This is a genomic window from Mycobacterium sp. 4D054, assembly GCF_052245755.1.
Classification (GTDB): domain Bacteria; phylum Actinomycetota; class Actinomycetes; order Mycobacteriales; family Mycobacteriaceae; genus Mycobacterium.
This window is the reverse complement of record NZ_JBQQCF010000002.1, coordinates 254,351-268,556: the sequence shown is the minus strand read 5'-3', so window position 1 is coordinate 268,556 and position 14,206 is coordinate 254,351. Positions and strand designations below refer to the sequence as shown.

The window sequence follows — 14,206 nt, the reverse complement described above, 5'->3', positions numbered from 1 at the left end:
CTGCCTCGGATGTACCGCGCGGACGGGTCACCGATCCGCGTGTTGCTCGTCGACGACGAGCGGGCCTTGACCAATCTGGTCAGGATGGCGCTTCAGTACGAAGGGTGGGAGATCGACGTCGCCCATGATGCCGCCGAGGCCGTCGCCAAACATCAGTCCGACACGTTCGACCTGCTGGTTCTGGACATCATGCTGCCGGACATGGACGGGCTCGGCGTGCTGGCGCGGCTGCGCGAGTCCGGTCCCTATACCCCCGCGCTGTTCCTGACCGCCCGGGACTCCGTCGCCGACCGCGTCACCGGCCTGACCGCCGGCGGCGACGATTACATGACCAAGCCGTTCTCGCTGGAGGAGCTCGTCGCGAGGCTGCGCGGACTGCTGCGCCGCTCGGCCTTTCTCACGCCGGCGGACGACGAGTCGCTGACGGCCGGAGACCTCACGCTCGACGCCGCGAGTCGGGAGGTGACGCGGGCCGGCGAGCCGGTCTCGCTGACCTCCACCGAATTCGAGCTGCTGCGACTGCTGATGCGCCATCAACGGAAGGCGTTGAGCCGCAGCGATATTCTCAGACAGGTCTGGGACTACGACTTCGGCGGACGCACCAGCATCGTCGATCTGTACGTGTCGTATCTGCGTAAGAAGATCGATGCGGGCCGGGAGCCGCTCATCCACACCGTCCGCGGCGTCGGCTACATGCTGCGGCCGGCCCGATGACACGCACCTGGCAGAGGTGGACGCTGTTGCGGCAGCTCGTCGTCGGGGTGTCGGTGGTCGTGATGCTCGCCCTCGTCTCCGTCGGCGCGCTGACAGTGATGACGATGCGGTCCTCGGTGCTGGGCATCATCGACACCCAACTGTCGGGCGCGGCCGACGGCAGCGTGAACTCGGTGGCCAAATATCGCAGCACACCGGGCCCGGACGGGCAGATGCCCGGACCCGCTGAGATGAAACCGCTGACCCATCTGATCGGCCAGGCACCCGGCAACGTCGTCGCGCTGATCCAGAACGGTCAGGTGGTGGACTCGGCCTACTTCGGTGACGGCGATGCGCAGGCGGCCCCCGCCGAGGCCGTCGCGAAGATCGCCGAACTGTCGTGGACCGACCCGCGGGCCCGCACCGTCGAACTGCCCGCGCTGGGCTGGTACCGGATGGTGAGCCGGCCCGGTGACGGAGACGAGGTGCTCGTCACCGGGGTGTCGCGGGCGCCGGCGTGGGACGTGATGGTCCGCGAGACCGTGATCGTCTCGGGGATCACCGCGGTCGCACTGCTGCTCACCGCGCTGAGCACGCTCGCCATCGTCCGATTCGCGCTGCGGCCGTTGCGTCGCGTCGCCGCGACCGCGGCGGAGGTGGCCGGTCTGCCCCTCGACCGCGACAACCACGCGATCACCGCGCGTGTGCCCGCCGGTGACACCGATCCCAGTACCGAGGTGGGGCTCGTCGGCCACACCCTCAACCGGCTCCTCGATCACGTCGAGCACGCGCTGGCCGATGCCGCGGCGTCCGATCGGCGGATGCGCCAGTTCATCACCGACGCCAGCCACGAGCTGCGCACGCCCCTGGCCGCCATTCATGGGTATGCGGAGTTGACCCGTCAGGACAGCTCGGTGCTGCCCGAAACCACCGAATACTCGCTGTCGCGCATCGAGTCGGAAGCCCGGCGAATGCACTCTCTGGTGGCCGATCTGTTGTTGCTCGCCCGCCTCGACGAGGGCCAGGACCTGCAGACAACCGAGGTGGATCTCACCGATCTGGTCGTCGACGCCGTCAACGACGCGACGGTGTACGCGCCGGAGCACCACTGGCTGGCCTCGGTGCCCGCCGATGTCACGCACGTGCTCGGCGATCGCGCCCGGCTGCACCAGATGCTGGCCAACCTGTTGTCCAACGCGCGCGTGCACACCCCGCCGGGCACCACTGTGACCACCACGGTTTGCCACGGCACAGCGGCCGACGGCACCGGGTACGTGGAGGTGACGGTGGCCGACGATGGACCGGGGATCGACCCGCACCTGTTGCCGCATCTGTTCGAGCGGTTCGTGCGCGCCGACAGGTCGCGGTCCCGCCAGACCGGCAGTTTCGGTCTCGGGCTGGCCATCGTCGCGTCGATCGTCGAGTCGCACGGTGGCGCGATCGCCGCCACCTCGGGGTCGGGGAAGACGACGTTCCGCATCCAGCTGCCCACCGTGGCGGTCAGGGCCGAGCAGCCGGCGTCAATGTGAGCCGACCGTGAAACCCCAGGGCAGTTCGAGGCGGTGTGCGGCAAGCAGTTCAGTGTCGGAGAGCACGTCTTCGACGGGCCCGTCGGCGACGATCACGCCGTGGTCCATCACGATCGCCCGTCGGCACAACTGAGCCGCATAGGGCAGATCGTGGGTGACGATGAGCATGGTCGCGTCCAGCCCGGACAACGTCTCGGCCAGCTCTCGGCGTGCGACGGGGTCGAGGTTGGCCGACGGTTCGTCGAGCACGAGCACCTCGGGTGCGCATGCCAGCACGGTCGCCAGCGCGGCGCGGCGCCGCTGCCCACCGGACATGTGGGCGGGGCTGCGTTCGGCGAGCTCGCTCATCGACACCGCGGCCAGCGCGTGGGCGACGCGCGCGTCCAACTCGGCTCCGCGCAGACCGAAGTTCGCCGGGCCGAAGGCCACGTCCTGGGCCAGGGTCGGCATGAACAACTGGTCGTCAGGATCCTGGAAGACAAGGCCAACCTTGCGCCGTATCTCGCGAAGGGTACTGCGGGACAACCGGATTCCGCCGATCTCGATGGTTCCTTCGAGCGCGGACAGCACACCGTTGAGGTGCAGCATCAGCGTGGTCTTGCCCGCCCCGTTGGGTCCGAGCAGAGCCACCCGCTCGCCGGGGGCGATGTCCAGGTCGATGCCCCCGAGCGCGACGTGCCCGTCGGGATAGGCGTAGCGCAGACCGCGCACCCGCACCGCCGGCGTCATATCGTCAGCCATGCGCTCGTGGCCACCACCGCGGCGGCCGCCGCGGGCAGCAGCGCCGCCGCCCACTGCCGCGGTGTCGCTGCGGCGGCGCATCCGGCGCCGACCGCGAGCGCGGGGACTCGGCCATCGAACCCGCGGGACAGCATCGCCAGGTATACCCGTTCCCCTCGCTCGTAGGACCGCAGGAACAGCGACCCGACGCCGGCAGCGGTCGCGCCGATCTGGTGCAGCATCCGCGGTGAGTCCCCGCGCGAGATGCGCGCCATCCGCATCCGGCGGACCTCGGCGGAGAGCACGTCCACGTAGCGGATCATCAGGGTCAGCACCGACACGATGACCGGCGGCACCCGAAGTCTGCTCAGCGCGACCGGCAACTCGCGGGCCGTGGTGGTGGCGGCGACGGTCAGCGACGCGGCCACGCCCAGAGTGCCCTTGATCACGATGCCCCACGCCGCATACAGACCGGCGACCGAGAGCTGCATGCCCGCGACGGTGATCCGCTCACCGCCCTCGGCGAACGGCAGCAGCACGGCGAGCACGATGAACGGCGCCTCGATCAGCATGCGCGGCGCGATCCAGGCCACCGGGATCCGCGCCACCCGCCACACGGCGAGCAGGATCAGCGCGTAGATCGCGAAGGGCCAGAACAGCTCTCGCGGGGTCGCCACGACTGCCAGGACGAAGACCACCAGGCCGACGATCTTCACCTCGGCCGGCGCGCGGTGGACCGGGGAGTCACCGTCGCGGTAGAGCGGATGCGAGTGACCGCCGCCCACGTCAATCCCCTACTGTGGGTTCGGGTTTGGACCGGGAACGCGCGATCAACCAGAACCCGGCGCCGGCGACCGCCACCGTGACGACAACGCCGATGATCCCGGCCAGCCCTCCGGTCCCGTCCCGGCCACCGATCGAGTAGTCCGCCAGTGGTGATTCACCGAGCGGGTGGTCCTCGGCATGCTGGGCGATGCACTCGCCGCGCAGTTGCTCACCGTCGGCGGTCTCGACGACCTCGCAGCCGCGCAGCGTCGCCGAATCAAGGCCGTCGGGGCTGGAACTGGCGAAGTACGAGACGCCACCGGCGATCAGCAGCGTGGCGAGCACGAACCCGATCCAGAACCACCGGCGGCGCGGTGTCGTCACGGTCATGCCGGAACCGCCGTCCGCGAGCGGTCGGTGCGCAGCAGGTACACCAGGTCCGGACGCGCCCTGACCACCGCCACCACCGTCAGCGCGGTGATGGCGCCCTCGCCGATCCCGATCAGGACGTGGGTGCCGAACATGTACGCCGCGACGGTGCCCAGTGATGTGGTCGCCGCCCCGCCGAGTGCGTACTCAAGCACGAATCCCATGGCCGCGCAGACCGTTCCTACCAGCCCCGAGACGAACGCGATGACCCCGACGCCCGCAACGGCGACGTTGTCGCGGCCGCGACGGATGAGCCGGTAGAGCAGCAGCGCCGTGCCGTAGCCGGCAGCCACCCCGAACACCGACATGTTCGTGATGTTCGTGCCGAGCGCGGTCACGCCGCCGTCGGCGAACAACAGCGCCTGCACGACAAGCACGATCGCCACGCACAGCGCTCCGGTGAACGGGCCCACCAGGATGGCCGCGAGCGCGCCGCCGAGGAGGTGGCCGCTGACCCCGGGCAGGATCGGGAAGTTCACCATCTGCACGGCGAAGATGAACGCGGCCACCAGTCCGGCCAGCGGCACCGTGCGCTCGTCGAGTTCCTCGCGGGCCCGCCACGCGCAGACCGCGAGCGCGGCGATCGCGACCATCATGAAGAACACGGAGACAGGCGCGCCGACGATGCCGTCGCTCATGTGCATCGCGACGAGTTGGGTGTTCACACCGCGAGCCTATTCCTGCATCTGAACATCTGTCTACCTGAACAGATGACTAGGGCGGGACCTGCCCGTCCGGACGGTTCAGCCGTGCCTGGCGCCGATCCAGTGCAGAAGATCGTGCACCGTCTCGTCCTCCAGGCGGTAGGTCACCGACCGGCCGGCGCGGGTGCTGTTGACCCAGCCCTGCTGGCGCAGCACCCGCAGGGCCTGCGACACGGCGTTCTCCGAACGTCCCAGCGCGGCGGCCAGATCGCTGACGCAGATGCCGGGCGCGCGGTGCAGGCACAGCAGGATCTCCAACCGGTGCGGGTCCGAAACCAGATCGAACCGCTGCGCCCAACCGGGAGTGTCCACTTCGGCCAGCGCCGACGACGCCCGCTCGACGAGTTGCTGATCCTCCACACGTGCAATCTAGCCCCCGCTCAGGACGCACTGACTGCCCGCTTCGGCGGCGTGTCGACGGGCCGTACGCGCCCCGGCGCCCCGATCTCAGTCCAGAAACCCGTGCAGCAGCGCCGCCGAACCCCACACGTGCGCGGCCATCGTCTCGGCCGCGGCGTCCGCGTCCCCGGCCAGGATCGCCATCACGATCGCCTCGTGCTGTTCATCGGAGTGCGCGATGTTGCGTGTCAGCAGCGGGATGCAATCCAGCAGTTCGTTCAGCCGCATCCGGTTCTGCGCCACCAACGGCACCAGTGACGGCACCCCGGCCGCCTCGGCGATCGCCAGGTGCAGCCGCGAGTCCAGCCGGCGGTAGTCCTCGGGGGCGCAACCGCGGACATCGAGCAACCGGCTCCACAGCGCCTCGCGTTCGGTCGCGGTCAAGGTACGCGCGGCCGCCATCCGCGCCGCGCCCGTTTCGAGGATCTCGCGCAGCCGCACCGCATCGTCGATGTCGGCCCGGCTAAACGCCACCTTCCCGGTCCTCGGCGCCGGAAGCGCATCGGCGAGAAACGTGCCGCCGTACCGTCCGCGACGCGACACCAGGTAGCCGGCGTCGGCCAACGACTTGATCGCCTCGCGGACGGTGTCCCGGCTGACGCCCATCTGCGCGGCGAGTCCCCGCTCCGGCGGCAGTGATTCGCCTGGCTGCAGCACACCGAGCCGGATCGTCTGCAGCAGCCGCTGGACGGTGTCCTCGAACGCGTTGAGCGGGCGCACCGGACGCAGGAGCGCATCTGTGGCCATCTCCTCGCGCAAGCGCTCGTCGGTAGCTGTCTGCTCCTCGCGCAAGCGCTCGTCGGGACCCTCCCGAGCATCCGGTTCCGCCATCGGGCACCTGCTACAGCGGCGTCACGTAGTGACCGCTGATGCCGCCGTCGACGAGGAAGGACGACGCGGTGATGAACGACGCGTCGTCGCTGGCCAGGAAAGCCACCGCGGCGGCGAGTTCCTCGGGCTCGGCGAATCGGCCGACCGGCACGTGCACCAGCCGGCGCGCCGCGCGTTCGGGATCCTTGGCGAACAGCTCCTGCAGCAGCGGGGTGTTGACCGGTCCGGGGCACAGCGCGTTCACGCGGATGCCCTGGCGCGCGTACTGCACGCCGAGTTCACGCGAGATCGCCAGCACACCACCCTTGGACGCGGTGTAGGAGATCTGCGACGTCGCCGAACCCATCACCGCCACGAAGGACGCGGTGTTGATGATCGAGCCCTTCTGCTGCGGCACCATGTGGCGCAGTGCGGCTTTGCAGCACAGGAAGACCGATTTGAGGTTGATGTCCTGGACCCGCTGCCAGGCGTCGAGACCGGTGTTCTCGATGAGGTCGTCCTCCGGTGGCGAGATGCCGGCGTTGTTGAACGCGATGTCGACCGAACCGTGCACCTCGGCCGCGGTGTCGAACAGCGCGTCCACCGCCACCTGATCGGACACGTCGACCTGGACGAACGTCCCATTCAGATCATCGGCCACGCTCTTGCCCGCGGTCGGGTCGATGTCGCCGATGACGATCGTGGCCCCTTCGGCGCGCAACCGGCGCGCGCTCGCCAGCCCGATACCGCTGGCGCCGCCGGTGATCACGGCGACCTTACCGGCGAGTCGTTGGGTCAGATCCATCTAGTTGGCCTCCTGAACTGCGAAGAAAACATTCTTGGTTTCGGTGAACGACAACGGCGCGTCCGGCCCGAGCTCGCGCCCGAGACCGGACTGCTTGAACCCGCCGAACGGCGTGTTGTAGCGCACCGAGGAATGCGAATTGACCGACAGGTTGCCGGCTTCCACCGCCCGCGACACCCGCATCGCGCGGGACAGGTTCTCGGTCCAGATCGAGCCGGACAGACCGTACACGGTGTCGTTGGCCAGTGCGATCGCGTCGGCCTCGTCGTCGAACGGCAGCACGGTGACCACGGGCCCGAAGATCTCCTCGGTGACCGTGCGGTCGTCGCGCTGCGGCGTCAGCACCGTCGGCGGGAACCAGAACCCCGGCCCCGACGGCGCGTCGCCGCGGAACGCCACCGGCGCCCCGTCCGGGACGTAAGCCGCCACCGAGTTCCAGTGCGCCTTGGACACCAACGGGCCCATCTCGGTGGCGTCGGAGGCCGGGTCGCCGACGGCCACACCCTTGACGGCGGGCTCGAACAACTCCATGAACCGGTCGAATACGTTGCGCTGCACCAGGATACGGCTGCGTGCGCAGCAGTCCTGCCCGGAGTTGTCGAACACCCCGTAGGGCGCCGTCGCCGCGGCACGCTCCAGGTCGCAGTCGTCGAAGACGATGTTGGCGCTCTTGCCGCCCAGTTCCAGGGTGACGCGTTTCACCTGCGTCGCCGCCCCGGCCATCACCCGCATGCCGACCTCGGTGGAGCCGGTGAACACGATCTTGCGGACATCGGGATGGCTGACGAACCGCTCCCCGACCACCGAGCCGCGCCCGGGCAACACCTGGAACAGATCGGCGGGCAACCCGGCCTCGGCGGCGAGTTCACCGAGGCGCATCGTGGTCAGCGGTGTCCACTCGGCGGGTTTGACCAGCACCGCGTTGCCTGCCGCCAGCGCCGGCGCGAACCCCCATGCCGCGATCGTCATGGGGAAGTTCCACGGCGTGATCACGCCGACCACGCCGAGCGGCTCGTTGAACGTCACGTCCAGCCCGCCGGCGACCGGAATCTGCTTGCCCGACAACCGTTCCGGCGCCGCGGCGTAGTACTGCAGCACGTCGCGGACGTGCCCGGCCTCCCACCGGGCGTTGCCGATCGGGTGACCGGAGTTCGCCACCTCGAGCTGGGCGAGCTCTTCGACGTGGGCGTCGACGATCGTGGCGAAGGCGCGTAGCGCGGCGGCCCGCTCGGCCGGCGCCTGCGCGGCCCAGCGGCGCTGGGCCGCCTTCGCCCGCGCCACCGCGTCGTCGACACCGGCCTCGTCGGTGTGCTCGACGCTGCGCAGCACCTCCTCGGTCGCCGGATTGATCACATCGCTGACGGTCATCGACTCACTTTCTGTCTCGTCTGCGCGGCATAACCGGCCGCGGCGCTCACCAGACCCGCGAACAGCCGCAGGTCGTCCAGTCGTTCCTCCGGGTGCCACTGCACCGCCACCACCCAGTGATCGGGGTAGCGCGCCGGGTCGGTCTCGACGGCCTCGATCACCCCGTCGGTGGTATCCGACGCACCGACGATCAGCCCGTCACCGAGCCGGTCGATGGCCTGGTGGTGGTAACACTGCGCCTGGGTGTCCGGCCCGACCAGGGCCGCCACCCGGGTGCCCGGCACGGTGGCGATCGACGACGTGCTGAACACCGCATTGCCCTGCTGGTGGCGGGTGTGTCCGACAACGTCGGGCAGGTGCTGGTGCAGCGTCCCGCCGAGCGCGACGTTGAGCACCTGCGCGCCCCGGCAGATGCCCAGTACCGGCACCCCGCGGCGCAGCGCGGCCCGCAGCAGCGCGAACTCGAACGCGTCGCGGGCAAGCCCGTCCGGAACGGCTTCGTCGGTGTTCGGATGCCGCCCAGCCCCATAGCTTGCCGGGTCCACATCGCGCCCGCCGGTGATGACCAGCCCGTCGAGTCCGTCGATCACACGCTCGGCGACGGCGTCGTCGGCCGGTTGCGGCGGCAGCAGCACCGAGATACCGCCCGCCATGCCGACGCCCTCGAAGTAGATGGCGGGCAGGAAACTGGCCCGCACATCCCACACTCCGGTCTGGGCTTGTTGCAGATACGTCGTCAGGCCGATCACCGGGCGCGCATCAGAGTCGCTCAAAGCCACGTTTCCTTTCCCAGTCCGTGACGGCGGCATTGAAAGCCTTGAGTTCAATCGCCGCATTGTTGAGGTAGTGGTCGACGACGTCGTCGCCGAACGCCTCCCGTGCGACCTTCGACTTGTCGAGCAGGTCGGCGGCCTCGGCCAGCGTGGTCGGCAGCCGGTCGGCGCCGCTGGTGTAGGCGTTGCCCTCCAACGGGTCGCCGAGCTCGAGCTCGTTGTCGATCCCGTACAGGCCGCCGGCGATCAACGCCGACACGGCCAGGTACTGGTTGACGTCACCGCCGGGGGCGCGATTCTCGACCCGCATCGCGTGGCCACGGCCGACCACGCGCATCGCGCAGGTGCGGTTGTCCAGTCCCCAGGCGACGGCGGTCGGAGCAAAACTGCCTTCCACGTATCGCTTGTAGGAATTGATGTTGGGCGCGTAGAACAACGTCATCTCGCGCATCGTGGCCAATTGCCCGGCGATGAAGCTGCGGAACATCTTCGACATTCCCAAGGGGTCCGAGTCGTCGGCCAACACCGCGCTGCCGTCATCCCCCCGCAACGAGATGTGGATGTGACAGCTGTTGCCCTCGCTCTCGTCGAACTTCGCCATGAAGGTCAGGCTTTGGCCGTGCTGGTCGGCGATCTCCTTGGCCCCGTTGCGGTAGATCGTGTGGTTGTCGCACGTCACACGGGCGTGGTCGTACCGGAATGCGATCTCCTGCTGGCCGAGGTTGCACTCGCCCTTGACGCCTTCGCAGTACATGCCCGCGCCGTCCATGCCGAGTCGGATGTCGCGCAGCAACGGCTCCATCCGGGTCGACGCGTGGATTGCGTAGTCGACGTTGTAGTCCGTCGCGGGCGTCAACCCGCGGTAGTCGGCCTTCCAGGCGTCGCGGTAGGTGTCGTCGAAGACCATGAACTCCAACTCGGTGCCGACGTAGGGCACCAGACCGCGCCCGGCGAGGCGATCGATCTGCTTGTTGAGGATGCTGCGGGGCGCCTGCGTGACGGGTGTGTGGTCGGTCCACGACAGGTCGGCCATGACCAGCGCGGTGCCCGGCAGCCAGGGCACCACCCGCAGCGTGTCGAAGTCCGGGGTCATCACCATGTCGCCGTAGCCGGTCGCCCAGCTGGAGATGGCGTAGCCGTCCACGGTGTTCATGTCGACGTCCACGGCCAGCAGGTAGTTACAGCATTCGGCGCCGTGGTCGGCGACGTCCTCGACGAACAGCCGTGCGGACACCCGCTTGCCCGTGAGCCGGCCCTGCATGTCGCAGAACCCGACGATGACGGTGTCAATCACTCCGTCCACCACCAGCTGCTCCAGCGCCGCCTTGGTCAACATGCCGCGTTTATTCATCACCAGCCCGACCTTCCTCGAGGTTTCGTCTGCCGACCGACCATTGCGGGGGCATCGGTGGCGGAATGCCCACTTTGCACGAACACATTTCCATGTCCAAAGGTAGGACACCAGACCAATAGCCGATCTGCTTGTGACGAGCGTCTCGATCTTGATCGCCGTGCCGGGGGTTAGGCGCGTTGACGCCGGGGTAATTACGACCGCACTGCCGGGCGTTGGCGCACGGCTGCGCCATTGGTCAGGTAGAGCCCGTCAAGCCGTCACAGAGTAGGGTCGAAAAGGTGTGTGGAGCCACCGGCGAGGTGCGCCTCGACGGAACAACCCCGAATATCAGCGCCGTCGCGGCGATGGCCGAGGTCATGGTCCCGCGCGGACCGGACGCCGCGGGGGCGTGGTCGCAGGGCCGCGTCGCCCTCGGACACCGGCGGCTGAAGATCATCGACCTGTCCGAGGCGGGCGCACAGCCCATGGTCGACTCCGAGCTGGGCCTGACCGTGGCCTGGAACGGCTGCATCTACAACTACGAGCAGCTGCGCGACGAACTGTCCGGCCACGGCTACCGCTTCTTCTCCCACAGCGACACCGAGGTGCTGCTGAAGGGCTACCACCACTGGGGCGACCGCTTCGTCGACCACCTCAAGGGGATGTTCGCGTTCGCGATCGTCGAACGCGACAGCGGGCGGGTGCTGCTGGGCCGTGACCGGCTCGGCATCAAGCCGCTCTACCTGAGCCGCACCAACGACCGGGTCCGGTTCGCTTCCTCGCTGCCCGCGCTGCTCGCCGGCGGTGACATCGACACCCGGATCGACCCGGTGGCGCTGCACCACTACATGACCTTCCACTCGGTGGTGCCCGCGCCCCGCACCATCCTGCGCGGCGTCGAAAAGCTGCCGCCGGCCACGCTGATGGCGATCGAGCCGGACGGCCAGGTCGCCACCACCACGTACTGGGAGCCCGACTTCACCCCCCGAGACGACCGCGCCGACTGGTCCGAGAAGGACTGGGAGGACGCCGTGCTGGAGTCGCTGCGGGTGGCGGTCAAGCGCCGCCTGGTCGCCGATGTCCCGGTGGGCTGCCTGCTCTCCGGGGGAGTCGACTCCAGCCTGATCGTCGGGTTGCTCGCCGAGGCGGGTCAGCACGGGCTGGCGACGTTCTCGATCGGCTTCGCATCGGTGGGCGGCGTGGCGGGCGACGAGTTCAAGTACTCCGACATCGTCGCCGAGCGCTTCGGCACCGACCATCATCAGATCCGCATCGGCACCGACCGGATGTTGCCCGCGCTCGGCGGGGCGATCGCCGCGATGAGCGAGCCGATGGTCAGCCACGACTGCGTGGCGTTCTACCTGCTCAGCCAGGAGGTCGCCAAGCACGTCAAGGTGGTGCAGTCTGGGCAGGGCGCCGACGAGGTGTTCGCCGGCTACCACTGGTACCCGCCGATGGGGGAGCCCGACGCGGCGTCGCTGGAGGGGTCGGTGGCCGGCTACCGGGCCGCGTTCTTCGACCGCGACCAGGCCGGGTACCGCGACATCGTCTCCCCCGCCTACCTGACCGCCGACGACCCGAGCGAGCTGTTCGTCACCGAGCATTTCGCCCGGCCGGGCGCACAGACCGGCGTCGACAGGGCGTTGCGACTGGACACCACCGTGATGCTCGTCGACGACCCGGTCAAGCGGGTCGACAACATGACGATGGCCTGGGGTCTGGAGGGCCGGGTGCCGTTCCTCGACCACGAGCTCGTCGAGCTCGCCGCCACCTGCCCGCCGCAGTACAAGACCGCCCACGGAGGCAAGGGTGTGCTCAAACAGGCTGCCCGACAGGTGATCCCGTCGGAGGTGATCGACCGCCCGAAGGGGTACTTCCCGGTGCCGGCGCTGACCCATCTCGAAGGCCCGTACCTGGACATGGTGCGTGACGCGCTGTACGAGCCGGCCGCCAAGGAGCGCGGGCTGTTCCGGCCCGAGGCGGTGGAGCGGCTGCTCGCCGACCCCAACGGCCGTCTCACACCGCTGCGCGGCAACGAGCTGTGGCAGATCGCGCTGCTGGAACTGTGGCTGCAGCGCCACGGCATCAACGGGCCGGCCGCATGACCGCAGACCCCACCGCCGACAACCCGGAAGCCATCACCCTGGCGCTGCACGAGGCCGCCACGCCCGACGTGCTCGACACCATGGCCGACGATGTGGTCCTCGAACTCGGTTGGGGCCGGCTGATTTTCGGCCAGACATTCGCCGATCCGGAGCATCTGGCCGACGTCCTGCGGCAGGAGGGACAGGGCCGGCGCGACATCTGCATCTACGCCCGCGAGCCGCACGTGCTGGTGTCCCGGGCCCCCGCCGAGCTGTTCATCGATCCGAGCCACACCTACCGGCTGAGGTTCGCCGACACCGCGATCGACACCAAATCACCGACCGGTTTCCGGGTCCGCGGACTGGAGAGCCGCGACGACGCCGACGAGATGAACCGGGTCTACGTGCGCTGCGGCATGGTGCCGGCACCGACCGACGTCATCTGGGACAACCAGCACGAACAGCCCGCCGTCGACTATCTGGTGGCGGTCAGCGACGAGGACGGCTCGGTGCTGGGCACCGTCACCGGTGTCGACCACCGCGCGCTGTTCTCCGACCCGGAGAACGGGTCGAGCCTGTGGACCCTGGCCGTCGATCCCGCCGCCGCCCTGCCCGGTGTCGGGGCCGCACTGACGCGCGGCCTGGCCGAGCTCTACCGCGAGCGCGGCCGCGCCTACATGGACCTGTCGGTCACCCATGACAACGACGCCGCGATCGCGCTCTACGAGAAGCTCGGGTTCCACCGGGTTCCGGTGATGGCGGTGAAACGAAAGAACGCGATCAACGAGCCGCTGTTCACCCATCCGCCCGAGACCGTGGAGGATCTCAACCCGTACGCCCGGATCCTCGCCGACGAGGCGCTGCGCCGCGGAATCTGGGTGGAGGTGCTCGACGCCGAGGCGGGCGAGATGCGGCTGTCCCACGGCGGTCGCAGCGTGGTGACCCGGGAGTCGTTGTCCGAGTACACCTCTGCGGTCGCCATGGCGCGCTGCGACGACAAGCGCCTGACCCGCCGCATCGTGTCGGAGGCAGGCATCGCGGTGCCGAAGGGGCGGCTGGCCACCTTCGACAAGGCCGACCACGACTTCCTGGCCCAGGTCGGCGACGTCGTGGTCAAACCCACCCGCGGCGAGCAGGGCAAGGGCATCACGGTCGGGGTCGACGGACCGGACGAGCTCGACGCCGCGTTGGCCCGGGCCCGCGAACAACACCCGGAGGTGCTGATCGAGCAGCGGGCCGAGGGCGACGACCTGCGCCTGGTCGTGATCGACGGCAAGGTGGTGGCCGCCGCGTTGCGCATGCCTGCCGAGATCACCGGCACCGGCCAGCACACCATCGGCGAGCTGATCGAGACGCAGAGCCGGCGCCGCGCGGCCGCCACCGGCGGCGAGTCACGCATCCCGATGGACGCGGTGACCGAGAACACGGTCCGGGAGGCCGGTTACTCCTTCGACGATGTACTGCCCGAAGGCGAGCGGCTGCGGGTCCGCAGAACCGCGAACCTGCATCAGGGTGGCACCATCCACGACGTCACCGCGATCGTCCATCCCGAGCTGTGCCGGGTGGGTGTCGCGGCCGCCGAGGCGATCGGCATCCCGGTGACGGGCATCGATCTTCTCGTGCCCGACGTCACCAAGCCGGAGTACGTGTTCATCGAGGCCAACGAGCGGCCCGGGCTGGCCAACCATGAGCCGCAGCCCACCGCGGCGGCCTTCATCGACTTCCTGTTCCCCGGCCAGCCCGGTCTGCCGCAGGCATGGACCCCGGACGAGGTCCCGGGCGCGCGCGCGTGAC

Annotated in this window: 14 protein-coding genes; 4 read left to right on the top strand and 10 right to left on the bottom strand. The window is 69.2% G+C overall.

What is annotated here, in order from left to right:
• Window positions 1–9: 9 nt before the first annotated feature.
• Window positions 10–714, top strand: a complete 705-nt coding sequence (locus tag ACTWP6_RS02815; protein ID WP_260758054.1) for a response regulator transcription factor — start codon at window positions 10–12, stop codon at window positions 712–714.
• Entirely contained in the window at window positions 711–2,222 is a 1,512-nt protein-coding gene (locus ACTWP6_RS02810) for a sensor histidine kinase (RefSeq protein ID WP_260751562.1), read from the top strand. The genes ACTWP6_RS02815 and ACTWP6_RS02810 overlap by 4 nt, the downstream gene beginning before the upstream one ends.
• Here ACTWP6_RS02810 and ACTWP6_RS02805 read toward each other — a convergent pair.
• From ACTWP6_RS02805 to ACTWP6_RS02760, 10 genes are all read right to left on the bottom strand, one after another.
• On the bottom strand, window positions 2,214–2,963 hold the full coding sequence (locus ACTWP6_RS02805; RefSeq protein WP_260751561.1) for an energy-coupling factor ABC transporter ATP-binding protein: 750 nt from the start codon (window positions 2,961–2,963) through the stop codon (window positions 2,214–2,216). The two genes, ACTWP6_RS02810 and ACTWP6_RS02805, sit on opposite strands and share 9 nt — an antisense overlap.
• Window positions 2,948–3,727 carry a cobalt ECF transporter T component CbiQ gene (gene cbiQ / locus ACTWP6_RS02800; protein WP_260751560.1) on the bottom strand — a complete coding sequence of 260 codons (780 nt, stop codon included), beginning with the start codon at window positions 3,725–3,727 and terminating at the stop codon, window positions 2,948–2,950. The genes ACTWP6_RS02805 and cbiQ overlap by 16 nt, the downstream gene beginning before the upstream one ends.
• Window position 3,728: 1 nt before the next feature.
• On the bottom strand, window positions 3,729–4,097 hold the full coding sequence (locus ACTWP6_RS02795) for a PDGLE domain-containing protein (protein WP_260751555.1): 369 nt from the start codon (window positions 4,095–4,097) through the stop codon (window positions 3,729–3,731).
• On the bottom strand, window positions 4,094–4,780 hold the full coding sequence (locus tag ACTWP6_RS02790) for an energy-coupling factor ABC transporter permease (RefSeq protein WP_396885468.1): 687 nt from the start codon (window positions 4,778–4,780) through the stop codon (window positions 4,094–4,096). Before ACTWP6_RS02790 ends, ACTWP6_RS02795 begins: the two co-directional genes overlap by 4 nt.
• Window positions 4,781–4,879: 99 nt before the next feature.
• Window positions 4,880–5,200, bottom strand: a complete 321-nt coding sequence (locus ACTWP6_RS02785; protein ID WP_396884377.1) for an ArsR/SmtB family transcription factor — start codon at window positions 5,198–5,200, stop codon at window positions 4,880–4,882.
• Window positions 5,201–5,287: 87 nt separating this feature from the next.
• Window positions 5,288–5,986, bottom strand: a complete 699-nt coding sequence (locus tag ACTWP6_RS02780; protein WP_260758052.1) for a FadR/GntR family transcriptional regulator — start codon at window positions 5,984–5,986, stop codon at window positions 5,288–5,290.
• 94 nt (window positions 5,987–6,080) lie between these two features.
• On the bottom strand, window positions 6,081–6,854 hold the full coding sequence (locus tag ACTWP6_RS02775; protein ID WP_260751553.1) for a 3-oxoacyl-ACP reductase: 774 nt from the start codon (window positions 6,852–6,854) through the stop codon (window positions 6,081–6,083).
• Window positions 6,855–8,222 carry an aldehyde dehydrogenase family protein gene (locus ACTWP6_RS02770; protein WP_260751550.1) on the bottom strand — a complete coding sequence of 456 codons (1,368 nt, stop codon included), beginning with the start codon at window positions 8,220–8,222 and terminating at the stop codon, window positions 6,855–6,857. It lies immediately after the preceding gene.
• Window positions 8,219–9,031 (bottom strand): gamma-glutamyl-gamma-aminobutyrate hydrolase family protein, encoded by an 813-nt coding sequence (locus ACTWP6_RS02765; RefSeq protein WP_396884375.1) that lies wholly within the window; start codon window positions 9,029–9,031, stop codon window positions 8,219–8,221. The genes ACTWP6_RS02770 and ACTWP6_RS02765 overlap by 4 nt, the downstream gene beginning before the upstream one ends.
• Window positions 8,982–10,346, bottom strand: a complete 1,365-nt coding sequence (locus ACTWP6_RS02760; protein WP_260758051.1) for a glutamine synthetase family protein — start codon at window positions 10,344–10,346, stop codon at window positions 8,982–8,984. Before ACTWP6_RS02760 ends, ACTWP6_RS02765 begins: the two co-directional genes overlap by 50 nt.
• A 281-nt stretch (window positions 10,347–10,627) precedes the next feature.
• Between ACTWP6_RS02760 and ACTWP6_RS02755 the strand changes: the two genes are divergently transcribed.
• Together ACTWP6_RS02755 and ngg are read left to right on the top strand one after the other, a co-directional pair.
• Window positions 10,628–12,433 carry an N-acetylglutaminylglutamine amidotransferase gene (locus ACTWP6_RS02755; RefSeq protein ID WP_443186754.1) on the top strand — a complete coding sequence of 602 codons (1,806 nt, stop codon included), beginning with the start codon at window positions 10,628–10,630 and terminating at the stop codon, window positions 12,431–12,433.
• Window positions 12,430–14,205 (top strand): N-acetylglutaminylglutamine synthetase, encoded by a 1,776-nt coding sequence (gene ngg / locus ACTWP6_RS02750; protein ID WP_260751544.1) that lies wholly within the window; start codon window positions 12,430–12,432, stop codon window positions 14,203–14,205. Before ACTWP6_RS02755 ends, ngg begins: the two co-directional genes overlap by 4 nt.
• Window position 14,206: the final 1 nt, after the last annotated feature.